The organism is Asticcacaulis sp. P2_B1 (assembly GCF_056404915.1).
In genome coordinates this window covers 151,555-173,608 of sequence record NZ_JBFUDD010000003.1, presented here as the reverse complement: position 1 = coordinate 173,608, position 22,054 = coordinate 151,555, and the positions used below count along the sequence as shown (strand labels likewise).

Annotated in this window: 25 protein-coding genes; 16 read left to right on the top strand and 9 right to left on the bottom strand. The window is 56.9% G+C overall.

Going from position 1 to position 22,054, the window contains the following annotated elements; genetic code table 11:
• Positions 1-2 precede the first annotated feature (2 nt).
• Both AC1DX3_RS09995 and AC1DX3_RS09990 read right to left on the bottom strand, forming a co-directional pair.
• Positions 3-1,412: an MFS transporter gene (locus AC1DX3_RS09995; protein ID WP_476989132.1), complete on the bottom strand. Its 1,410-nt coding sequence runs from the start codon at positions 1,410-1,412 to the stop codon at positions 3-5.
• A 28-nt stretch (positions 1,413-1,440) separates the two neighbouring features.
• Entirely contained in the window at positions 1,441-2,766 is a 1,326-nt protein-coding gene (locus AC1DX3_RS09990; RefSeq protein WP_476989131.1) for an MFS transporter, read from the bottom strand.
• 413 nt (positions 2,767-3,179) lie between these two features.
• On the opposite strand from AC1DX3_RS09990, the gene ftrB reads away from it, so the two are divergent.
• Positions 3,180-3,956 carry a transcriptional activator FtrB gene (gene ftrB, locus AC1DX3_RS09985; protein ID WP_476989130.1) on the top strand — a complete coding sequence of 259 codons (777 nt, stop codon included), beginning with the start codon at positions 3,180-3,182 and terminating at the stop codon, positions 3,954-3,956.
• Positions 3,957-3,975: 19 nt separating this feature from the next.
• Here the strand turns inward: ftrB and moaA are convergent, their stop codons facing one another.
• The 5 genes from moaA to AC1DX3_RS09960 form a co-directional block, all read right to left on the bottom strand.
• Positions 3,976-4,968: a GTP 3',8-cyclase MoaA gene (gene moaA, locus AC1DX3_RS09980; protein WP_476989129.1), complete on the bottom strand. Its 993-nt coding sequence runs from the start codon at positions 4,966-4,968 to the stop codon at positions 3,976-3,978.
• A gap of 146 nt (positions 4,969-5,114) precedes the next feature.
• Entirely contained in the window at positions 5,115-6,299 is a 1,185-nt protein-coding gene (locus AC1DX3_RS09975) for an NnrS family protein (protein ID WP_476989128.1), read from the bottom strand.
• Between the two features lie 66 nt (positions 6,300-6,365).
• Positions 6,366-7,265, bottom strand: coding sequence for a ubiquinone anaerobic biosynthesis protein UbiV (gene ubiV / locus AC1DX3_RS09970; protein WP_476989127.1), 900 nt, complete (start codon positions 7,263-7,265; stop codon positions 6,366-6,368).
• Entirely contained in the window at positions 7,256-8,263 is a 1,008-nt protein-coding gene (gene ubiU / locus AC1DX3_RS09965) for a ubiquinone anaerobic biosynthesis protein UbiU (protein WP_476989126.1), read from the bottom strand. Before ubiU ends, ubiV begins: the two co-directional genes overlap by 10 nt.
• On the bottom strand, positions 8,250-8,774 hold the full coding sequence (locus AC1DX3_RS09960) for an SCP2 sterol-binding domain-containing protein (protein ID WP_476989125.1): 525 nt from the start codon (positions 8,772-8,774) through the stop codon (positions 8,250-8,252). The genes ubiU and AC1DX3_RS09960 overlap by 14 nt, the downstream gene beginning before the upstream one ends.
• Positions 8,775-9,033: 259 nt before the next feature.
• Between AC1DX3_RS09960 and AC1DX3_RS09955 the strand changes: the two genes are divergently transcribed.
• The 4 genes from AC1DX3_RS09955 to AC1DX3_RS09940 all read left to right on the top strand — a co-directional run bounded on the left by AC1DX3_RS09955 (position 9,034) and on the right by AC1DX3_RS09940 (position 11,883).
• A complete protein-coding gene (locus tag AC1DX3_RS09955) occupies positions 9,034-9,696 on the top strand; it encodes a DUF542 domain-containing protein (protein WP_476989124.1) in 663 nt (220 codons plus the stop codon).
• 9 nt (positions 9,697-9,705) lie between these two features.
• Positions 9,706-10,242 (top strand): molybdenum cofactor biosynthesis protein B, encoded by a 537-nt coding sequence (gene moaB / locus AC1DX3_RS09950; RefSeq protein WP_476989123.1) that lies wholly within the window; start codon positions 9,706-9,708, stop codon positions 10,240-10,242.
• A 145-nt stretch (positions 10,243-10,387) separates the two neighbouring features.
• Positions 10,388-11,488, top strand: a complete 1,101-nt coding sequence (locus tag AC1DX3_RS09945) for an FAD-dependent oxidoreductase (RefSeq protein WP_476989122.1) — start codon at positions 10,388-10,390, stop codon at positions 11,486-11,488.
• A gap of 2 nt (positions 11,489-11,490) precedes the next feature.
• Complete coding sequence (locus AC1DX3_RS09940; protein ID WP_476989121.1) at positions 11,491-11,883, top strand: SirB2 family protein; 393 nt, start codon at positions 11,491-11,493, stop codon at positions 11,881-11,883.
• 457 nt (positions 11,884-12,340) lie between these two features.
• Here the strand turns inward: AC1DX3_RS09940 and AC1DX3_RS09935 are convergent, their stop codons facing one another.
• Positions 12,341-12,781, bottom strand: a complete 441-nt coding sequence (locus AC1DX3_RS09935) for a GNAT family N-acetyltransferase (RefSeq protein WP_476989120.1) — start codon at positions 12,779-12,781, stop codon at positions 12,341-12,343.
• A 166-nt stretch (positions 12,782-12,947) separates the two neighbouring features.
• Between AC1DX3_RS09935 and AC1DX3_RS09930 the strand changes: the two genes are divergently transcribed.
• Genes AC1DX3_RS09930 through AC1DX3_RS09890 form a run of 9 tightly spaced genes read left to right on the top strand, consistent with a single transcriptional unit; the run spans position 12,948 to position 19,667 of the window.
• A complete protein-coding gene (locus AC1DX3_RS09930) occupies positions 12,948-14,003 on the top strand; it encodes an ArsO family NAD(P)H-dependent flavin-containing monooxygenase (RefSeq protein ID WP_476989119.1) in 1,056 nt (351 codons plus the stop codon).
• 60 nt (positions 14,004-14,063) lie between these two features.
• Positions 14,064-14,396, top strand: a complete 333-nt coding sequence (locus tag AC1DX3_RS09925) for an ArsR/SmtB family transcription factor (protein WP_476989118.1) — start codon at positions 14,064-14,066, stop codon at positions 14,394-14,396.
• 49 nt (positions 14,397-14,445) lie between these two features.
• Positions 14,446-15,504, top strand: coding sequence for a phosphate ABC transporter substrate-binding protein PstS (gene pstS / locus AC1DX3_RS09920; RefSeq protein ID WP_476989117.1), 1,059 nt, complete (start codon positions 14,446-14,448; stop codon positions 15,502-15,504).
• Positions 15,504-16,010 carry an arsenate reductase ArsC gene (locus tag AC1DX3_RS09915; RefSeq protein WP_476989116.1) on the top strand — a complete coding sequence of 169 codons (507 nt, stop codon included), beginning with the start codon at positions 15,504-15,506 and terminating at the stop codon, positions 16,008-16,010. The genes pstS and AC1DX3_RS09915 overlap by 1 nt, the downstream gene beginning before the upstream one ends.
• Positions 16,010-16,705: an aquaporin gene (locus tag AC1DX3_RS09910; RefSeq protein WP_476989115.1), complete on the top strand. Its 696-nt coding sequence runs from the start codon at positions 16,010-16,012 to the stop codon at positions 16,703-16,705. Before AC1DX3_RS09915 ends, AC1DX3_RS09910 begins: the two co-directional genes overlap by 1 nt.
• Positions 16,702-17,124, top strand: a complete 423-nt coding sequence (gene arsC / locus AC1DX3_RS09905; protein ID WP_476989114.1) for an arsenate reductase (glutaredoxin) — start codon at positions 16,702-16,704, stop codon at positions 17,122-17,124. The genes AC1DX3_RS09910 and arsC overlap by 4 nt, the downstream gene beginning before the upstream one ends.
• A 22-nt stretch (positions 17,125-17,146) precedes the next feature.
• Positions 17,147-17,839, top strand: coding sequence for an arsenical resistance protein ArsH (gene arsH, locus AC1DX3_RS09900; RefSeq protein ID WP_476989501.1), 693 nt, complete (start codon positions 17,147-17,149; stop codon positions 17,837-17,839).
• 17 nt (positions 17,840-17,856) lie between these two features.
• Entirely contained in the window at positions 17,857-19,170 is a 1,314-nt protein-coding gene (locus AC1DX3_RS09895) for a hypothetical protein (RefSeq protein WP_476989113.1), read from the top strand.
• Entirely contained in the window at positions 19,167-19,667 is a 501-nt protein-coding gene (locus tag AC1DX3_RS09890) for an arsenate reductase ArsC (RefSeq protein ID WP_476989112.1), read from the top strand. Before AC1DX3_RS09895 ends, AC1DX3_RS09890 begins: the two co-directional genes overlap by 4 nt.
• A gap of 16 nt (positions 19,668-19,683) precedes the next feature.
• Here AC1DX3_RS09890 and AC1DX3_RS09885 read toward each other — a convergent pair whose 3' ends face one another.
• Positions 19,684-19,962, bottom strand: a complete 279-nt coding sequence (locus AC1DX3_RS09885) for a YnfA family protein (RefSeq protein ID WP_476989111.1) — start codon at positions 19,960-19,962, stop codon at positions 19,684-19,686.
• 459 nt (positions 19,963-20,421) lie between these two features.
• Between AC1DX3_RS09885 and AC1DX3_RS09880 the strand changes: the two genes are divergently transcribed.
• The gene (locus AC1DX3_RS09880; protein ID WP_476989110.1) at positions 20,422-20,820 is read left to right on the top strand and encodes a MerR family transcriptional regulator; all 399 of its coding nucleotides are present in this window, start codon (positions 20,422-20,424) and stop codon (positions 20,818-20,820) included.
• Between the two features lie 38 nt (positions 20,821-20,858).
• Positions 20,859-21,464 (top strand): cation efflux transmembrane domain-containing protein, encoded by a 606-nt coding sequence (locus AC1DX3_RS09875; RefSeq protein ID WP_476989109.1) that lies wholly within the window; start codon positions 20,859-20,861, stop codon positions 21,462-21,464.
• Positions 21,465-22,054: the final 590 nt, after the last annotated feature.

Genomic DNA, 22,054 nt, shown 5'->3' with positions numbered 1-22,054 from the left:
GATTATTCCGCCGCTTTGAGAATGGGGGTGGACTTGGCGCCGCGCAGGATAGAGCCGGGGCGGGCATAGAAGACCCAGTTCAGGAGGGCGCAGGTGACATAGAAGGCCAGGAAGCACAGGAGTGCCGTATTGGCATTGCCTGTGGACTTCAGCGATTGCCCCAGCGCCATTGGGATGAAGACGCCGCCATAGGCTGCAAATGCCGAGGTGAAGCCGATGATGGCAGCGCCCTCCATTTCAGAGGCGCGCAGACGATTTTCGGCACTGGCCGTCGGCATGAGCCTGGGCATATCAGCACGCACGATTGCGGGGATCATTTGGAAGGTCGAGGCGTTGCCGACACCCGTCCAGAAGAACAGCCACAGGAAGCTGGCGAAAAAGATCTGAAAGTCGGCGGCGCCGCCAAAGGCACCCGTACCGCGCAAAACACCGACGACACCGAAGATAAGCGCACCAAACGTTATCTGAGTCACGTTTTCGCCCCCCCATTTGTCCGAGATCCAGCCTGTCAGGGCGCGCGAAAGAGCGCCGACCAGCGGACCGAGAAAGGCAATTTTCAGCACCAGAACATCCGGAAATAATGTCTTGGACAGCAGCGGAAAGGCAGCGGAGAAGCCAATGAAAGACCCGAAAGTGCCGAGATATAGCCAACACATGATCCAGTTGTGCTTGCGCTTGAAAACAACCGACTGAGTCTTGAACGAGGCCTTAGCTGTTGAAATGTCGTTCATGCCGAACCACGCCGCAGCGGCGGCGGCAATTATGAACGGCACCCAAATGAAGCCGGCATTCTGAAGATATAGGTGACCTTCGATTCCTTTGTCATGTGTAACCTGGCCGACGCCGAACACCGGTGCGAACAGGCCGCTGGCAATGACAACGGGCACGACAAACTGCATGACGCTGACACCGAGGTTCCCGAACCCGGCATTGATGGCAAGCGCGTTACCTTTTTCCTTCTTGGGAAAGAAGAAGGCAACGTTGCTCATCGACGACGCAAAGTTGCCACCGCCGAAGCCGCAGAGAAGCGCCAGGACAACAAAGACCGTGTAGGGGGTGTGTGGGTTCTGCACCGCCAGGCCGATGCCAACCGCCGGGACCGCCAGGGAAAGCGTCGTTAGAACGGTCCACAACCGCCCGCCGAAGATCGGCACGACGAAGCTGTAGAAGATGCGCAAGGTGGCGCCTGACAAGGCCGGCAGTGCGGTAAACCAGAACAACTGATCCGTGGTGAATTTGAAACCGATCAGCTTCAGCTTGGCGACAACCATCGACCAAACCATCCAGATGGCGAAGGCGAGCAAAAGATTGGGGACCGAAATCCACAGGTTGCGCGTTGCAATGCCGCGGCCCCTGCCAGCCCAATAGTCCGGATCTTCGGGCTTCCAATCGGTGAGTACGTGATTTGCCATGTTTAAGTCTCCTTAAGACTTGGTCGCTTTATGAGTGGGGTGTGGGGGCCTGGCCCATACCGACCAGCTCAGGCAATTCGGGAAGGGAAGACATTCCGGGGAAGCGAGCCTGCTCCATGCGTCGGATGGCAAAGTGCATCCACAGGAGGGCCGAGCCGACGAGGACGAACAGCAGCATGAAGCAACTGGTCCACACTCCGGTGATGTCGTTGAGGAAGCCAAAGGCGATCGGTAGCAGAAAGCCGCCAAGCCCTCCCACCATGCCGACGACCCCGCCCACGGCGCCGATGCGGTCGGGGTAATAGACTGGGATATGCTTGTAGACCGCCGCCTTGCCCAGGCTCATGAAGAAGCCAAGGACAAAGATGATGACGGTAAAAGGGACGAGACCGGTTTCGATGCGGAACGTGATCGGCCCCTTCACGCCATCGACGATGTAACTGGCGGAGGGATAGGCCAGGAGGAATGTACAGATGATGGCCACGCCGAAGGTCATGTACATGACCCTGCGCGCGCCGATCTTGTCGGACATCCATCCGCCCACTGCGCGGAATAAGGAGGCCGGGATAGAATAGGCCGCTGCGAATAGGCCGGCTGTTCGTATGTCGAGATGATAGACGCCGACCAGATAGTGCGGTAGCCACAGGGCCAGGGAAACGAACCCGCCGAAAACGAAGAAATAGTAGAGTGCGAAACGCCAGACCTGGAGGTTCTTGAGCGGCGCAAGCTGGGTCAGCATCGGCACCGATTTCACGCCCGCCAGACGCCTGGAGACCAGATCTGGATCGTCCTTTGTCGTGAAGAAGAAGATCAGCGCCATGACAAACAGCCCGACGGCCCAGATCTGCGCAACGCCGGTCCAGCCAAATGCGATCATGACGATCGGGGCAACGATCTTGGTGAAGGCAGAGCCGATATTGCCGGCGCCGAAAATGCCCAGGACTGTTCCCTGCTTTTCCTTTGGATAAAAACGCGAAACATAGGCCACACCGACAGCAAAAGACCCGCCTGCGATACCGACGCCCAACGCTGCGAGAAGAAACTGCGGATAGGTGTGCGCGTAGGAAAGCAGAAATGTCGCGACGGCCGCCGCTATCATGACGATCAGGTTGACAATTCGGCCGCCGAACTGATCCGTCCAAACGCCCAGGAAGAGCCTGACGAGAGACCCCGTCAGAATTGGCGTACCCGCCAGAAGCCCAAACTCGGCATCGGTCAAATGAAGGTCATTTTTGATCTGAATGCCGATAATGGCGAAAATCGTCCAGACGGCGAAACAGGCCGTGAAGGAGATCGTACTGACCCAGAGTGCAGCGAAGGCTCCGGGTGCTGGGGTATTGGATTTCAACGACATATCGTACCTGTGCAACTGCAAGACGGCGCTTGGCGCTGCATACAGAATTAGTTCAGGTCGGCAGCCTTACGATTGACGTTTGTCAATTTACAGACCCATTGTCGTCAGTCACACATGAATAGATTTCAAATTGGACTGGTATATGACGCCAAAAATAGCCATATTTGCTTAAATTACCGCGACCAATTGATATTTATCAATGCCAAATTCTCTATATTAATATCAAAACGGTCGCTACGTATTTGTACGTAAGTGTATTCACGCGATTGACATATATCAATCAAAACTGCACCTTGTGCAAGACAAAGCGTTTTCCGTTGAGCGTTTGGCGGCCTTCTAAAGGAAGCCGCGACCCCAGCGATTACTATCAGAATGAAAACGTCTACATTGTACCGCATAAAGGAAGACGTCATATGAGAATCTCCGACCTGGAACGCATCCGCAATCTGCAATTGTTCTCCGGTATGAGCAATGAACGGTTCAGCGACGTTACCAGTGGTTCTTTCCTGCAAATTTTTCCTGCGGGAACAACGCTCATGTACGAAGGCGATCCTGTCGATTTCCTCTATATTCTGATGGAGGGCGCGGTCGAACTGCAGGGGACCTGGAATGACAAGGAAAGCACTCTTGCCGTTCTCCGGCCCGTCTCGACTTTCATCCTCGCCGCCGTCGTGCTTGACGCCAACGCTCTGATGTCCGCCCGCACACTCGAAAAATCTCAAATCCTCATGATTTCGGCGGAAGCCTTCCGCCGCGCCATGAACGAGGACGCAGCCTTCGCGGTTGCCGTTGCCCACGAACTGTCCGGTTGTTACCGGGGTCTGGTTCGTTCCATCAAGAATCAGAAACTCCGTGGAGGCGCGGAACGCCTTGCGAATTACCTGATCACCCAGCAGGTGCGGCAAGGCGGTGGCGACTCCTTCACCCTGCCCTATGAAAAACGCACCTTGGCCTCTTTGATGGGCATGACGGCGGAAAACCTGTCGCGAGCCTTCGCCACCCTGGCAGACTATGGTGTTGAGGTCCAAGGCCCCGAAATCCGCATCACCAAGGCCGTCACGCTGAAGCGCCTGGCCAAGCCGAGCCCCTTGATCGACAATCATATGCCCCAGGATCATCACGTGAATGGCAAGGCAGCTAAGGAAATGTGGCCCATCGACGATCGCTCGGTTGTCTCGCTACGTGCCTAAAGGAATTGGCCGCACTGAGCTACCCGCCCAACTCGGCGAGGTGGCGCAGATCACCCGGCATATTCTCGTGCAGGCGATGGCCGGCTGCCTTGCCTGACAGGGCTTCTGAAATCCGCTGTATCAACGCGCCTCGGTCGGTGGAATGCTGCAGCAAATCACGCAAATCGCAGCCTCCTTCACCGAAAAGGCATAGTCTCAGCTTCCCGCGTGCCGTTACGCGCAGCCGGTTGCAACCATCACAAAAGCCGGCGGCATAAGGCGCGATCAAGCCAATGCGGCCAGCATAGTCGGGATGGCCATATTCCGCTGCCGGCCCGCCGTCTTTCAGCTTGGTTTGCAACTGCCATCCGTTCGCGTCCAGCCAATCCGTGACCACGCTACCCTTGACATAATTCGCGGCGAAATAGTCTGCGTTATCGCCCGTGCGCATCAACTCGATAAAGCGGACAGCAATAGGCCTGTCGCGAACAAACTCCGCCCAAGTGTCGAACCCGGCCTCCGCTGTGCTTTTTAACAGCACCGCATTGAGTTTGACTGCGGCAAAATCGAGACCAAGTGCGGCGTCTATTCCCGCCATGATAACCGGCAACTTGTCGTGGCCCGTGATCTCGTGAAATGTATTCCGGTCCAGGGAATCCACGCTGACATTGAGATGGCTCAATCCCGCATTTCGCCAATGGCCGACGCGACGGTCGAGGTTYCAGCCATTTGTGGTCATGGCGATCTTTTCAATTCCGTTGACCGCTGCAAGATTGGCAATGACATCGACCAGGTCGGTGCGAACGCTGGGCTCGCCACCGGTTATGCGAATCTTCGAAACGCCGACATCGGCAAAGGCCGACACCAGGTTGAATATTTCGGCCGGCGTCAGGAAACTCAGCGGCCCCGTCTTCTTCCAGCCGTCAGGCAGACAATAGGTACAGCGGAAGTTACACACTTCCGTTACGGACAATCGAACGTAGGAAAAGCGGCGGCCGAATCCGTCAGAAAGGCCGCGTGCCTCGAAAGCCATTGGAAGTCCTTCAGCAGTGAATTGGCCAACAGAGACACATCAATTGCCGCAGCGCCGATCAATGGCAAGTTTAACGCCTGTTACGCCCAGTTCTATTGACAGGTCCGCTTCAACGGCTTGACAATCGTCAATTGAACCCTCTCGATTTAATCACGCAATCGGGCAGTAACCAGCTTAGGTCCATAGACAATCATGAACCCTCCAAAGGCTCCCATCCAAAGCAGTGCCGAGACGATCAACCCCATCATATATAGGGGCGGGTCGAGAGCGGCGACGACCCGGACGAAAGCGGCAAGGTTGACAAAGATATAGATCACCAGCGTGCCAAGATCGGCTTTCAATGCCCGGCCTGTGTGGCCGAGGCTCGACCGCGTCATAACAGCCAGGGACATAACACCGATGGCGCCGGCTGTCAGGGCATGGAGGCCGGCTTGCATGGGAATGGCGCCGCCGGGATTGAACGACTGACCTAGCGTGGCCATGCCCAGCAGAACCAGTCCGGCGACAAGCCAGGCGTATCCGGCATGAAGGATCCAGACCAGAGGTTCGCTAAGTGTCGCCATGCCCTTCCACCGACTCAACCGCCAACCGTTCAGCCCACCGGCGACGAGGAGAGCGCAGCCGGAGCCGATAAAGCCCGGAGCAACTGCCCAGCTCAGCAGCGCGGCGCCTGTCGCAATAAGTATAGCCAAATCAAGCCTGTTGAAGACAGGAGGCATAATGGCCATGCCGGCCTTCTTCAGCCAATTGGTGGTAAAGCTCGGAATAATGCGCCCGCCGATCAATGTGATCATCGTCAGCACCACCCCCAGAGCCAGCCTGATCGTCATCTGAGTTTCCCCGAGATGGAATGCGATATTGGCGAGGGCCAGGAGCGTTACCATGATCGCGATGGGCAAATTGCGCCAATTTTTGCCGACAAGAATTTCCCGCCAGATCACCCCGGCAAATATCGCCAGGAAGGCACAATCCAAAAGCCCGGAGAACAGACCGTCCCAGTCCGGCATGAGCATGGCCAGGCGGCCTATCCCCCACAGGCCGAACAACAGGGCGAGTGGAGCTCCGGTTACCGGCAAACGCCCCGTCCAGTTCGGAACTGCGGTCAGCAGAAAGCCGGCGATAATGCCACCCAAATATCCGAACAGCATCTCATGGGCGTGCCATGCCACATTGATGTGCCCGCCACCCTGTCCGACACCGGAATAGATCCAGATCCAAAGCGGCACCATGATGGCCGACCATCCCGCCGCAGCCAGATAGAAGGGCCGAAAACCGGCGCTGAGGACAGACAGCCCCTTAAAGCCTCTCATTTGTTCTGCACTCGTCGCCATGATGAAATTCCTACTGTGAGAATTATTGCTAATGCTTTTCAATCGCAAAAGATACGTGACAGAACGTCACGCTGGCCGGAAGCTCCGACAACCCGGCTCCCCTTGCAAATAGCCCGATACAAGCGGCCCGGGCGGTGACAAGGCCTGCAAGCCGCGATTCAAATCCGCGACGTCGACGGCTCTTCTCACAAAGGATTCGAACAGACGGGCAACGGCGATCATATCCATTGTATGTGGACTTAGACGAAGGGTCGTCACCCCTGCCCCGGTTAATTGATCGATCGGCAGCCCAGGGACCTGGACACCGGCCGACAAGGTCTGAATACCGTTGATAGCCAGAAAATCCTGACCGTCAATCGTGCGCAGAGACCTGCCGTCGGGATCTTTATCGCAGACGAATTGACAGGCATCCTTGTGAAGGTTGTGGGCTCGCGCGTGATAGCAACGGCCCGACAAAGCCAGTGGCAGGCGGCCAAAGGCGTAGATCTCGATCGGAAGGTTCCTAATGGATCTGTGGATTGCGCCGATGGCCTCAAGCGACAATTCGATGTTGGCGCAAAGGCGCGCGCATCCCATTGCTATCAGCTGCTTTGCCGCCAGCTCATTGTAAACGTTAAGAAACGGACCGGCGACAAACGGCCGATTCCCGCGTCTTAGCAGGACCGACATGTCGTTAATTTCGATTTCGTCATCCAAGCCGGCAAGCGCGGCCGACATGGACTGCTCCCGTTCTGTCGCCGGCAGCGCCAGGCCCGACCAGATCACAGTCTTGCCGGCGTCGATCAGGCGCTCTGCCGCCCGCGCAAGGACAGGTCCGAGAAAAGGTATCCTCTTGGAACATACGATCTCGCCCAGATAGACGCGATTGATCGGGCTTTCGTCCGCTATTCGCGCGTAAAAATTCTCCGTGCGTTCCGGCGACCAATTAAAGAGCAGCGGCCCGAGGCTCAAGTCAGCTATCGCCATGATTTCTTGTATGCTCCCGACGTTTCTTTACGCCCTTCGGCAAGGTCCGTAAGCATATTCGCGTAAGGCGTCGTAGGCTTCCCCTCTTCAAGAGCGTCGATCGCCAGCCTGAATGCACGGGCTACCCGTGATACGTAGGCCTTGCCTCGCTGACGCCCCTCGACCTTCACTGCCGTAACCCCGGCCCTCCTCAGGCCGGCGAGCATGTCCATTGCGTTGAGACTGACCGGATCCTCGAAAAGGTAGGACGGCTCCTCATCCAAAACGAAACGGCCCTTGCAAAGCGTTGGATAGCCGGCGGGTTCATTTCGAATGTGGCGATCAATTGCAAAGTCTCCGAGCCTGGACGTAGTGGCGCCTCCGGACTCGACAAAACTGACGGATTCCGGAGGCGAGCAAACGCCGGTCAGGTTCGGCGATCCATGGGTGGCGTACGACGACAGGGCGCATCGCCCCTCCGCCATGACGCAAAGGCCACCGTAAACGAAGGCCTCGATCTCGACGTCGACAGCCCTTGTCAATCTGGTGATTTCCTCCACGCTAAGAACTCGCGGAAGCACGACACGCTTTACGCCATAGGTCTGCGCGTAAAATTCAACCGCCTGGGCCGTGCCGGCGGCGGCCTGCACGGAGAGGTGCAGCCGCAAATCCGGCCAGGTCGCGTGCGCATAGGCGAGGACACCGAGGTCGGCCGCAATGATTGCATCGACTTGTGATCGCGCGGCACAATCCACCGCCCTCTGCCACGCGTCCGTGCCGCCGGCCTTCGCGAAGGTATTGATGGCAAGAAGCAGTTTGGCTCCTTTTTCATGGGTCCACCTTACGGCGCCGGGCAACTCCGCAGCCTCAAGGTTCAGACCTGGAAAGTTTCGTGCATTGGTCTCATCCTGAAGGCCGCAATAGACGCTATCGGCCCCGCCCTCGATAGCGGCGCGCAGCATCGGCACCGAGCCGGCCGGACAAACCAGCTCCAGTTTGGCACCTTTACGCGAAGTCATGGCGCGTCCGGGTGTTCAGGCTCGCGAACACCCGATCAAAGGAGGTTTTCAATTGCGGTGGCAATCCCAGAATATCGCTAACACGCAGATCGGCGGCCTCCAGTGCATTGTGCAGAGCTAAAGCCGCGTCAGTCGCCCCCTCCATTCTGATATCGCCGCCAAAGAAGCTGGAATCCGCATCGATCGTGCCGTCGAAAAGTCCAATCAACGTCATGAACTTTCCGCTGATCCTGACGGAAAAAGGTCCTTGGTCATTCGTGGATACCACTTGCACGCTTCCGTTTGGCGTCAAAGGTACAAGCTTGAAAGCGAAAGGCAGGTCGGTCGGCGAAATCAGAAACGCGCACCGCTGAAAACGCCCAAGCCTGCGAAAAACCTCCGGACGCTGCGTCGCCAGGCGTCTGACAGATGCGGTCAATACAGCGTTGATAGGGGCCGTCACCAATTGCAAAAGCCAAAGCGGCGGTGCCGGCGGTACCAGCTGAGAGGAATCGAGAAATTTTGGGCGCATAGCGATTGACCGAAGACCTTTTCGCGAGAGGACCAGCCATCTTGGCATCGACGCTCGTTCGTTGCGCCCGGCGGAAATGATTTGATGAATGGCCTCGAACTTCGCAGATTTCCTGCGGCGGCAGCAAGCTCCAAGCGCGTGTCGCACCTGGCAAGTTTATCAATCCGTCGACCCAAAAGCCTTAGGCGGCCAATTGACGGCCTTTAATGCCGAATGGGGCCGCGCCCGCTATTGAAGTCGGGTCAAGGAGTACTTCAAGATGAATATGCAAGATGCGTTAGTAAAGGACATCGCCATCGCGGTCCCCGGTGCCACGGCGGTTTTTCGGCGTTACAAAATTGACTTCTGTTGCAAGGGCGGCGTCCCACTCAGCGAAGCCGCCGCAACACGCGGCGTCGAACTCAAGAACGTGGTCGATGATCTGGCGGCCCTCAAAGGCGAAGACGTAGAAGCGCCCAAGGCGACCGAAGCCCTTATTCCCTATATCATCGAACGATATCACGATGTTCATCGCGCCGAATTCCCCGAAGCCATCCGCATGGCCCGCCGTGTCGAGGCGGTTCATCGCGAAAGCCCCAACTGCCCGCACGGCCTCGGCGATCTTCTGGCCATCATGGCTCACGAACTGGACGAGCATCAGGCCATCGAAGAGCAGATGTTGTTCCCCGCCATGCTGACAGGCCAGTATGACCTCACCCATCCCGTCGCTCGCATGATGAGTGATCACGAAGACCTCGGCGTCCAGTTGGAAACCCTGGCGAAGCTGACGACGGATTTCGTTCCGCCGGATGGTGCCTGCACAACCTGGCGCGCGCTCTACGCCGCCTGCCAAAAGCTCGACACTGATCTGCGCGTTCACATGCACCTCGAGAACAATATCCTGTTCCCGCGCTTCGTGAATGCATCACTTGCCACGGCTTAGGACCTGACAATGCCAGGGATCAATCCGGACCTACCTTTCTTTCCGCTCAACATTGCGGTTCTGACGATATCCGACACCCGCGATATGACCACAGACACCTCCGGCGCTCTGCTGGCGGAGCGCCTTGTCGGGGCCGGTCACAAGCTGGTTGAGCGCAAGATCGTCATCGACGATGTCGGCGCCATTCGCGATCAGATCGGTAAGTGGATCGCTGACGAAGACGTCGATGTCGTGTTGACGACCGGTGGAACGGGCTTCGCGCCTCGCGACGTCACTCCTGAGGCTGTACGGCCATTGTTCCGTCGGGAAATGGAAGGCTTCAGCGTGGTGTTCCACAATGCCAGCCTCGCCACGGTGGGCGTTGCGACGCTTCAGTCTCGCGCCATCGCCGGCCAGGCAGGAGACAAGTTCATCTTCTGTCTGCCTGGGTCGACGGGCGCCTGTAAGGACGGCTGGGACCTTGTTCTCGCCCTGGAGCTCGACAGCCGCTTTAGACCCTGTTCCCTCGTAGGACAGATACCCCGTTACCGCGGCATTTGTCCGTAACCTTCCTTTTGCACAGGCGGACTCCTTCGTATCAACCTCACCTGAAGTCGAACGAGTTCCTGACCCGTGCAGATCGAGGCGGCGTTCACCGAACGCCGCCTCGCCGTTTCTTCCTCGCCTGCTGGCTAACACCATGACTTCATCCATGTCCCGCAACGAAAAATATGTTGTCGCCGTCGTTGGCGCAGGCGTCGCTGGCCTGGTTACGGCGCTGAGTCTGCGAATTGCGGGGCATATGGTCACCCTTTTCGATCGCTCGCCCTATCCTCCGGAAAACACCAGCGCGATCGCCGGGGGCATGCTCGCGCCGCTCAGCGAAAGCGATATTCTTCCGTCGTCCTATGTCCTGGCCGGCCTCCGGGGTATAGAACTATGGAAAGACCTTCTTGGAGAGGGACATGCAGCCTGCCTGCATGAATCCGGCAGCCTCGTCCTCGCTGGTCAAAATTCAATTGCCGAATTCGAAGCCTTCGCCGCACCGCTGATCCAGGGACCGAATGCATGGCTGAAACTTGACGCGGAAGCCATTGCACGGCTTGAACCAGATCTGGCGGGTCACCACACCCGAGGCGTCTTCCTGCCACACGAAGCTTACCTCACGCCGGACAAGGCCATGCAGGCAATCTATAGCCGGTTTATCGCCCTGGGTGGACGGTTCCGCCTGGCTGAAACCGATCCTGGAACTCTGATCGAAGAGTTCGATCGCGTGATCGATTGCAGAGGTTATGTGCGCGGCCTGGACGCGGATCTTCATGGTGTCCAGGGCGAGATCGTCACCGTTCATCAGCCAGAAGTCTGTCTCTCAAGACCGGTGCGTGTTGTCGGAGGTCCTTCCCCATTTTACATCGTGCCGCGGCCGGGACAGGAATTTGCTATAGGTGCCACTGCGATTGTCGGCGCCGACGAAAGCGACTGGCGTGTGCGCGTCACCTCGGCGTTGACTTTGTTGTCTTTTGCGATCGAGGTCCTGCCCGGCCTCAATAAGGCGCGTATCGTCGCGATGAATAGCGGGTTTCGGGCCGCCTATCCCAGTCTTTTGCCGGAAATACGAATGCGCAACGCCGGCCGAACGATCCAAATCAATGGGCTCTACAGGCATGGATTTCTACTGTCGCCGGTTATGGCGGCTTGCGTCACCGCAATGCTTCGTGACGAACCTCATGAGTTCATGCCACTATTTACCGGCAAGCTGAATGTGCCGATTATTCATCTCGAACGGGACGAACCGGTCGGCGCCCGGAGTTAGACGTGGCTTTGTACCCCTGCATTCTGATCGTGCATATCTGCGCTATTACGCTAAGTGGGGGCCTATTCTTTTCGCGCGGCGTCGCCAGTCTATTGGGCGCCAAATGGCCGACTTTGCGACCGGTTCGACTATTATCCTATGGCATAGACACAGTTTTGCTGGCGGCAGCCCTGACCCTGGTGTTCATTTTGCCGAAAGATATTTTCAGCAACCAGTGGCTCTCGGTGAAACTGGTTCTGGTCGTCGCCTATATCACGCTTGGCGTCATAGCCATGCGCTCGTCGGCGGCAAAGCCGATCCGATGGTGCAGCTTCATTCTTGCCGAACTCGTGTTTGCTAATATTCTCGGGATTGCCCTAACTCATAATCCATGGGGTTGGCTGAGCTTAGCCTGAGTTCCTTGCCTAGGTCCAGATACAGGGACTTTCTTTCGCCGACATTATAACATCGCGAAAATGATGTGGCGTGTGCGAAATATCTGCAAGCAAATGCAACTACGTACAATTTTTTAGCGCGCACAATTTACGCAAGAATTTAAATATATAATTGATGTTGTTGAGCTTTCAAAACGGATCGTTCATCGGTTTTGCCGAAATTGAGCGATTATCAGCTCGCCTTTTGGATGTCCGCTTGTCGGCAATCGCTTACCTGGGCTGTGCTCGCAATAGACCAAAATCAGCCCAAGCCTTGTTCTGTGGGATAGAAATCGAGCGGCGCCGGTTGGGCCGTTGCAGCGGCGGATACTAGCAATTGCGAAATTTTCCTAGCTTTATCAATGGACTACCGTCACGCACAATGTTCTTCTATGTGGAAGAAGCGCGAGTTCGCGAACGCCAGGCCGAAGCAGTAAATTCAGGTCAACGTAAGCGACATGCACCTTGCGCTCGATGGGAACAGGCTAGCAAACCCCACGGAGGTTGCGAGCATCTCCGGCGCGCTACCACGGTCGCTGACATGCCAACCGAGATGTTCAAAGAACGGTTTGGCCGTCCTGGTCAGGAGCCACAATTCTTCGATCCCTTTTTGGCGAGCGCCGGCGGCCACGATGCTCACGAGTTCAGCGCCATATCCCCTTCCCTTCGGGGCGGGCAAAACACCAAGCGACCGCAGCAAGGCTGCGGAGCCTTCGAGTTCAATGCCTACGAAACCAGAGGGTTCGTCAACTTTACCAAGACGACAGAACATCTGATTGGGCTTGCCAAGATCCAAAATGGGAAGTTTCTCGCCACGCAAAGCGACGATTAGGCTTGGAGCGGCCGGATCAACTTCAAAAGCATGGTTGAAGGCCACCATGTTGGGCAGTCTGCTTGCCCTGTATGGGGTTGTGGTGAGGTACGGAAATCCCTGTTTTGTCGGGGTTAAAATGCCGCATTGTAGCTAGACGCCCGTCTTGAGATACTTGTCTCGCGGGCTCCATTTGGGCCAGGAATAGTCGAAAGACTAGAAAAGGCAAACTCCCATGTCGGAGCATTATGACGTTGTGGTCATTGGCGGAGGACAAGCGGGCCTTGCCACCGGCTACTATCTTCGCCGCACCGGCTTGAGTTTTATCATTCTGGACGCAGAGCCCGTTTCAGGCGGAGCCTGGCGTCACACGTGGGACTCACTGAGGCTGTTTTCTCCAGCAGGATATAGCTCGCTGCCTGGTTGGCTTATGCCTCCTAGCAACAGCACCGGATTTCCGACACGTGATGAAGTGCTGGACTACCTGGCCCAGTATGAGGCGCGGTACAGCCTGCCAATCCAGCGACCAGAGCGCGTGACCGCTGTTCGCGTTGCGGATCAACGGTTTGCAATTGAAACTGATCGCAATCATTACAAGGCCCGCGCGGTCGTCAGCGCCACTGGAACCTGGTCAAATCCGATTGTTCCTGATTATGAGGGCCGCGAGCTATTTGGCGGGTTGAAAGTCCATTCAGGCAATTATCGCAATTCCGATCCGTTCATTGGCAAAAGCGTCCTCGTCGTAGGAGGCGGTAATTCGGGCGCCCAGATCCTGGCGGAAGTCTCAAAAGTGGCAGACACCAGATGGGTCACTATAAACGAGCCATTGTTCCTGCCCGACGATGTCGATGGAAGAGTTCTTTTTGAGCGCGCCTCAGCAAGGATTTTGGGCAAGGACGTCACTGCGCCTGCAGGTGGCCTCGGCGATATCGTGATGGTACCGCCCGTTCGCGAAGCCCGAGAAAGGGGTGTGCTGACAACCGTCCGACCTTTCTCGCGCTTTACTCCTGACGGTGTCGTGTGGGTGGACGGTACAGAAACAAAAGTCGATGCAGTGATATGGTGCACGGGATTTGGCGCGAACCTAAGCCATCTCTCTCCGCTCAGCATCATTGGCGCCGACGGCCATGTGGAATTGATAGATCAGCAGGCGGTCAAGATGCCTGGTCTTTGGCTTATAGGTTATGGAAACTGGGCCGGCGCGGCAGCAGCAACTCTGATCGGCGCCGGCAGGATTGCCAGGCATATGGTGCCTGAAATCGCCAAGGCGCTCGCCGTATCGAACTCGTGACTTGCAAGAGCCGGACATTTTTGCCTTGAAACACATCTATATATCATGTAATCGCGATGTATGGAAAAGAAGCAATCACTCGAAGCCTTTGCCGCCCTAAGCCAGGAAACCCGGCTTGACGTCTTTCGTCTGCTTATCAAGGTTGGACCTGAAGGCATGACGGCCGGGGATATCGGCGAGCACCTCGGCGTTCGCCAGAACACCATGTCGGCTAACCTGTCCGTCCTGAGCCATGCCGGACTCATTCGCAGTGTCCGCGAAGGCCGGAGCATCCGCTATTTTTCGGACATCGACGGCGTCAAGGGCCTGCTCGAATTCCTGATGGAAGACTGTTGCGGCGGCAAACCGGAACTCTGTCAGCCCGTGATCGAGAAAATCGCCTGCCTGTGCTGATTTAAACCGCTGATCAGACCGAAGTGTCTGACGGCAGATGGAGGGTATTATGCGTTCAGAAGTCACAAAACGTGGCCTGCTGGCCTTTGGCGGAAGCCTGCTCGTCGCCGGCGCTGCCTCATCTGTCCGGGCGTTGCCGCCGCCTATAACCGTCACAGGCGCTGGATCGACCTTTGCATATCCAATCCTGTCAAAATGGACCGCCGACTATATGGCGGCCGATTTCCGTGCCAATGGCGGTACGAAGATCGACTATCAGGGTGTCGGGTCCGGTGCCGGCATCGAGCTGATCAAGGCGCGCAAGGTGGATTTCGGGGCCTCGGATATGCCCCTGTCGTCCGCCGAGTTGAAGCCGTATGGTCTTGGTCAGTTCCCGATCGTCATTGGGGGCGTCGTCCCCGTCTTCAATATCCCGGGAATCCCACTCGGCAAGCTGAAGTTCACAGGGCCAATCCTGGCCAATATCTACCTCGGCAAGATCACCAAATGGAATGATCCGGCGCTCGTCGCCATCAATCCCGGCCTCGTATTGCCGGATTCAGCCATCGTTGTCACGCATCGCTCGGACGGGTCGGGCACGACCTTCAACTGGGTCAATTTCCTCTCCAAATATAGCGCGGAGTGGAAGACGAAGGTTGGCGAGGGAACAAGTGTCAACTGGCCCGTTGGCATGGGCGGCAAGGGCAATGACGGCGTAGGTCAACTCGTGCAGCAAACCCCATATTCAATTGGCTATGTCGAATACGCCTACTGTGCGCAAAAGAAGCTCACCTGGGGCCTGGTGCAGAACCGGTCTGGCAATTTCATCGCACCCAGCATCCAGACCTTCCAAGCCGCGGCCGAGGGCGCTAACTGGCAGCCCAAACAGGATTTCTACCTGGTTCTCACCGATGCGCCGGGGAAAACGGCTTATCCGATTACGGCGACCACTTTCATCCTCATGCCAAAAAAGCTCCCTAATTTTGGCCGAAATCGTGCGCTCCTCGATGTGTTCGCCTGGGCATTGGAAGAGGGCCAGCAATCTGCTCTCAGCCTCAACTACGTCCCTCTGCCGGACAAACTGAAGGTTCAGGTCGAGATCTATTGGACGACGGATATTCAGCACTGATGGAACCTGAATCCCGTATTTTCAACGTCCTTTTTGTCTGCACCGGTAACTCGGCACGATCAATTCTGGCGGAAGCTATCCTCAACCAATTGGGTCAGGGGCGTTTCAAGGCGTGGTCGGCCGGTTCAAATCCGCGCGGCGAGGTCAATCCTTACGCTTTGAGCACGCTTGAATCCCTGGGTTTCCCGACCGAGTCGTTCAGATCAAAAAGCTGGGATGAGTTCGCCCGGCCAGATGCGCCGAAGTTCGACTTCATCATTACGGTCTGTGACAACGCAGCGGGCGAAGTCTGCCCGGTCTGGCCCGGGCAACCGGTCACCGCACATTGGGGGCTGCCCGACCCGGCCGCGGCAACCGGCACCGACGCGGAAATCAGACTGGCGTTTGCCGACGCGTTTCGTGTCCTACGCAATCGCATATCCGTATTCATGATGTTGCCCATTCAGAGCCTCGACAGGTTGTCGTTACAGGCAAAGCTTTCCGATATCGGTAAGGACAAGATTTGATGTTTTCCACGTCTCGTAAGCTGTTTGCCGAATTTCTCGGCACGGCGCTGCTATTGGCCATCGTTATCGGTTCCGGCATCATGGGCGAGAGCCTGGCGGGCGGAAACACCGCCATCGCACTCCTTGGCAACACACTTGCCACCGGCGCCGGCCTTGTCGTGCTGATCACCATCTTCGGTCCGATTTCCGGCGCGCACTTCAATCCGGTCGTGACGCTCGCTTTTGCTGCCCGTCGCGACATCGGTGTGTTTCTTGCCCTGGCCTACATCGTCGCCCAGGTCGCCGGTGCGGTGGCCGGCGTCTACGCGGCACACGAGATGTTCGGACAGGCCATTATGCAAGTCTCGACGAAACTCCGCGACGGACCATCACTGGCCTTTTCCGAGGGCGTTGCGACATTTGGCCTGATCGCCACGATCTTCGGCTGCATAAAATTCAAGCCAGATTTCACGCCGGTCGCCGTCGGCCTCTATATCACCTCGGCCTACTGGTTCACGGCATCGACATCGTTCGCCAACCCGGCCGTTACGTTTGCCCGCAGCCTGTCCAATACATTTGCCGGCATTGCGCCCAATTCCGTGCCGTTGTTCATCGCCGCCCAATGCGCTGGCGCCGTCGTGGGCGTCATTGTCTTTACCTGGCTTCTGTCCGAACAAAAAAACGCCAAACCAATCAATCCGAGTGCCGAATTATGACCATTACCATTTACCACAACCCTGACTGCGGCACGTCCCGCAACGTTTTGGCTGTCATCGAAGCGGCAGGCTACACGCCGACCGTTGTCGAGTACCTGAAGGCCGGATGGAAGCTCGACCAGTTGTTGAAGCTGTTTGCTGACGCCGGTCTAACACCCAGGACCGCACTGCGCGAGTCCAAGTCGCCTGCCAGGGAACTGGGACTGTTAGAGCCGGGCGTCAGTGACGAAAATATTCTGTCGGCCATGCTGGAAGAGCCCGTACTAGTCAACCGCCCGATCGTCGTTACGGCGAAGGGGACCAAGCTGTGCCGCCCGTCCGAGGTCGTGCTCGATCTGCTCGACACCTATCCGCCGGGGCCGTTCTATAAGGAAGACGGTCAATTGATGATCGACGCGGAAGGCAAGCGCGTTGTCTGATCCCTTGAGCGATATGCCCCAAATGGACGAGGCCTGCTTTCAGCCCGTCGACCAGGATCAACTGCTGCGCCCCGAGCGCGCCGGCCACGCGCCGCGTATCCTGCTGCTTTACGGCTCCGTGCGCCAACGCTCCTTCAGCCGGTTAGCGACCCAGGAAGCGGCACGTATCCTGGAGGCGTTCGGCGCCGAAACACGTATCTATAATCCGTCGGGGTTGCCGCTGCCGGACGATGCCGAACCAACGCACCCCAAGGTGCAGGAACTGCGCGATCTGGTGCAATGGTCCGAAGGTATGGTCTGGTGTTCGCCCGAACGTCATGGTGCCATGACTGGCATCATGAAGGCTCAGATCGACTGGATACCCCTGTCGATAGGGTCGGTTCGTCCGACGCAAGGCAAGACCCTGGCCGTCATGCAGGTGTCCGGTGGCTCGCAATCTTTCAATGCTGTCAACCAGTTGCGCGTACTCGGCCGCTGGATGCGTCTTATCACTATCCCGAACCAGTCCTCAGTGGCTAAGGCATTTACCGAGTTCGACGACAACGACCGCATGAAGCCGTCGCCTTACTACGACCGCATCGTCGATGTGATGGAAGAACTGGTCAAGTTCACCCTGCTGACCCGCGATTGCGCGGATTACCTTGTGGATCGTTATTCCGAACGCAAGGAGAGCGCCGAAGCTCTCTCCAAGCGCGTCAACCTGCGCTCGATCTGAGGAAAGCGAGGCCAAGCATGTCCCTGAGCGAGAGCCACATTGCCAGTCGAACGCTTAATGGCTCGGACCCGTGCCGCTTCTTCGATCAGGGCGCGCTTGATGAGGCCTTGTCGCGCAATGCCCTTCTGAAGGCTCTTTCTGCGTCACTCCTCAGCAGTCACCCTCATTTGTTTTCGCAGGTGCCCGTCTACGTATCGTCGGAGGACGTGGCTGCCATCCGTCAACTCGTGGCCACGGTTGAGCGGGTCGTGCGCCTTGAGGCCTACCGTGAGGTGGCGCTGGCCGGCGCACCGGAAATCGCGCGCTCTATCCCCAAGGCCAAAGGTGTGTTCTTCGGTTATGATTTCCATATTACCGACCAGGGTCCGAAGCTCATCGAGATCAATACCAATGCGGGCGGAGCCTTCCTGAACTGGGCTCTGGCCGACGCACAAAGAGCATGCTGCGAACAGGTAACGCCGTTCATGGCGGAGCTAAGCGCTCACGAGGAACTGCCGAACCTGTGGGCTGATATGATGACCAAGGAATCCGGGCGCGCCGTAAAGCACTTGGCGATCGTTGATGTCGACCCTGAAACCCAGTACCTCTACCCCGAATTTCTTCTGGCCCAGGCGCTCTTTGCCGATGCTGGGTTCGAAGTCAGTGTGTGCGATCCGGCCGCTCTCGTCTGGGATGGCTCGCAGTTAAGCTATCAAAGCCGGCGAGTAGACCTTGTCTATAATCGCCTGACGGATTTCTATCTTGAGAGCGAACCCCTGTTCGCCCTGCGTTCGGCCTATCTCTCCGGGCAGGTGACGGTAACACCGCATCCACGCGCCCACGCTCTTTATGCCGACAAGCACAATCTGGTGACGCTGACTGACGCGGACAGCCTGTCCGCGCTGGATGTAACGCCTCAGGATCAGGCCATACTGCTGAAGCACATTCCCAAAACCCTGCCTGTGACCAGGGAGAATGCAGCGGCCATGTGGAGCAACCGTGGCGGCCTTTTCTTCAAGCCGGCCTGCGGTTTTGGAAGTCGCGCTGCCTATCGCGGGGACAAGATCACCAGGAAGGTCTGGGATCGCGTCGTCGACGGCGACTATGTCGCTCAGGCGATTGCCTTGCCGGCGACACGCGCTTTGCACCGTCAAGGGTCCATAGCCCGGTTGAAATATGACCTTCGCGCCTACGTCTACGATGGCCAAGTGCAATCTTTGTGTGCCCGTCTGTATGAAGGGCAAACCACTAATTTTCGTACTGAAGCAGGCGGCTTTGCCACTGTTTTCATAGCCCCGGACGCGACGCTCAATTGCGATCGCACGGGTCAATTAATAAGGAGCGACACGTGAACGTACTTTTTCTCTGCACAGGTAACTCCTGCCGCTCCATCCTGGGCGAAGGCACATTCAATCACCTCGCACCTGCCGGATGGCAGGCCATCAGCGCAGGCAGTCAACCGGCTGGCTACGTCCACCCGCGTTCCCTTGCCCTGTTGGCCCGCGAAGGCATCTCGATCGAAGGTTTCCACTCGAAATCCTGGGACGATCTGCCCGTCGTTCCAGATGTCGTGGTCACCGTTTGCGCTAGCGCGGCTGGCGAGGTCTGCCCGGCCTATATCGGCGACGTTTTACGCACCCATTGGGGCGTCGAAGATCCTGCTCACGTGACAGGGACGGACGAGGAGATCGATGCGGCTTTCATGACGGCTTACAGAACTCTGCGCATCCGCATCGAAGCCTTTCTGGCCTTGCCACTTGAAACCCTCAGGCATGACCGAGCGGCCTTTAAAGCTGAGCTCGACCGCATTGGTGCGCTCCAACCCGACACCGATCTCCATAACGCATAGGCTCGAACAGGCCTTCTTAGAACGACATCTTACGACCAAATAAAATGACGCCGGCGCCAACCAGGCAAATGACGAGTCCGCCAACGTCCCACCGGTCCGGCGTCTGATGTTCAACCGCCCAAAGCCAAACAATCGACGACGCGATATAGATCGCGCCATAGGCGGCGTAGGTTCGCCCGGCCACGGAAGAGTCAACAAGGGTGAGCAAATACGCAAAGAGGATTAGGCTCAAGATACCAGGCAGCGTCCAAAGTGGCGATTTGTGCAACTTCAGCCAGGCCAGAATGAAAAGCATCCCGCGATCTCGGCAATGGCCGCAAGACAATAGACGAGAAGGGTTTTAATCATGGGAATATCCGTCGCCTCGTAATTTTAGGCGCTCGTCTTACAACCGCATTTCCCCTCAGCCTGACAAGCCGTTTGTGCACACGCTGACTTATTTCTGCGGCTCCAGGTCAGAAGTAATCTGAACGCCACATATGCGGCCACGAACGCAAGTGCAGCCGGTGCTATGGCACAAAGCATGGTGTCCAGGCTCAGTGGGCCGTGAAATAGCTGAAACCCGAATACCGATACGCCCGCCAAGGTCGGGATCAATAGCGGAACGGTGCAGCAAGCGGCACAAGCCAGTATGATGCCGACGATAGTTTTCTTGATCATGTTTATCTCCATTTCAGTAAGCCGGATGGACTTGTGATGCCGTTTGTGCGACCTAAAGTAACTTTAGATTCAAGCCCTATTTATCGGAGCGGCTATGATAACGATCGGAGAACTGGCCAAGCGTGCCCAGTGCACAGTGCCGACCATTCGCTACTATGAATCCATTGGGCTTTTGCCCATGGCCCAAAGACGCGAGGGCGGGCACCGTGCCTATGGCCGTCCAGACCTGGCGAGATTGACCCTGATCCGTCGCTGCCGGGATTTCGATATGCCGCTCGATAAGATCAAGGACCTCCTGGCACTTGAGGCCAGTGGCAAACCCTGTCAGGAGACCTTTGATTTCTTTGCCGCACAACGTGAAGCCATCAAGGCGCGGATAAAGGCCTTGGAAGACCTGGATTTCACCCTGTCGCTTTACGTCAGTAATTGCCAGTCTGGCTGTATGCAGAACGATACGCCGTGCAATATCTATCAGGATATGTCGGCCAGCTAGCGCAGTTTTGCCCTCATAAACCCCAACCGGAATTGACGATGCTAGATGCAGATGCAGTTGCCAAAGACAAATCCCTGCGTCGGGCCGTAATCATAGTCGCCCTGGCAAATCTGGCCTATTTCGGGGTCGAGTTTGCTGTTGCGCGTCACATTGGATCGGTATCCCTGTTTGCCGACAGCATAGATTTTTTTGAAGATGCCTCGGTCAATATCCTGATAGCGGTCGCCCTGGGCTGGTCGCAAAAGCTGCGGGCACGCGTCGGCATGGCGATGGCGCTCATCCTGCTAGCGCCAGCCTTGGCCTTTGTGTGGACTGTCTGGCAGAAATTTCACAGTTTTGCCGCACCGGAACCCTGGCTACTGTCCGGCACAGGGCTTGGAGCTCTGGTCGTAAACCTGTCCTGCGCGTTCCTTCTGGCCCGGTTTCAACATCATAAGGGCAGTCTGACACGCGCCGCATTTTTGTCCGCACGCAACGACGCGGCTGCCAATGTTGCCATCATGCTGGCCGCAGCTCTGACTATGGTATGGAGGACCGCATGGCCAGATCTGATCGTCGGTATCGGCATCGCGATCATGAATGCCGATGCCGCGCGCGAAATCTGGCAGGCGGCTAAGGCAGAGCGCGAAGACGCGAAGCCTTGATCCTGTCCAAGGATCAGGAGAGTACTATTGGGAGCGGCTTAAAAGGCCGTGCGCGTCCAGGATCTGCGTGCCTTATGCCGGCGTGACGTTTTCCGGCGAAGGGGCGCGGCTCAAGAACCGATCGAACCATCGGGTAGATCATACACCTGAATGTCCTAATGCCCCTATGGACCGCGTCGGCGTAGGTTAGACAATACTCTTCCGAGTATTTAAAGGATATTTGGGACTCGAACACTCACAATACATTTATTTTGGGGGCCAAATTGGGGGCCACGCAAAAACGATGCATGAAATTTGCATTTAAATTCAATCCGATATGGCTTAAATTCGAGTCACCTAAGCGCACCATTTATCATTGAAAAATTATAGATAAAAATTGCCGTTTAGGCATCCGGTCCGCGCGGGCGTTTACTCACATACCCAATAGATACTTTACGAAGATAATCGCCTGCACACCCAGCGCCGCACCGTTGCCATGTTCGCGGACATTGCGCCCACCGTCTAAGGGCGTGGGCACCGACGCCAGGACGATAACCTGTTTCTTGACCCCAAGGCGCAAAACCAGCCCTTTGATGGACCTTTATACTCTT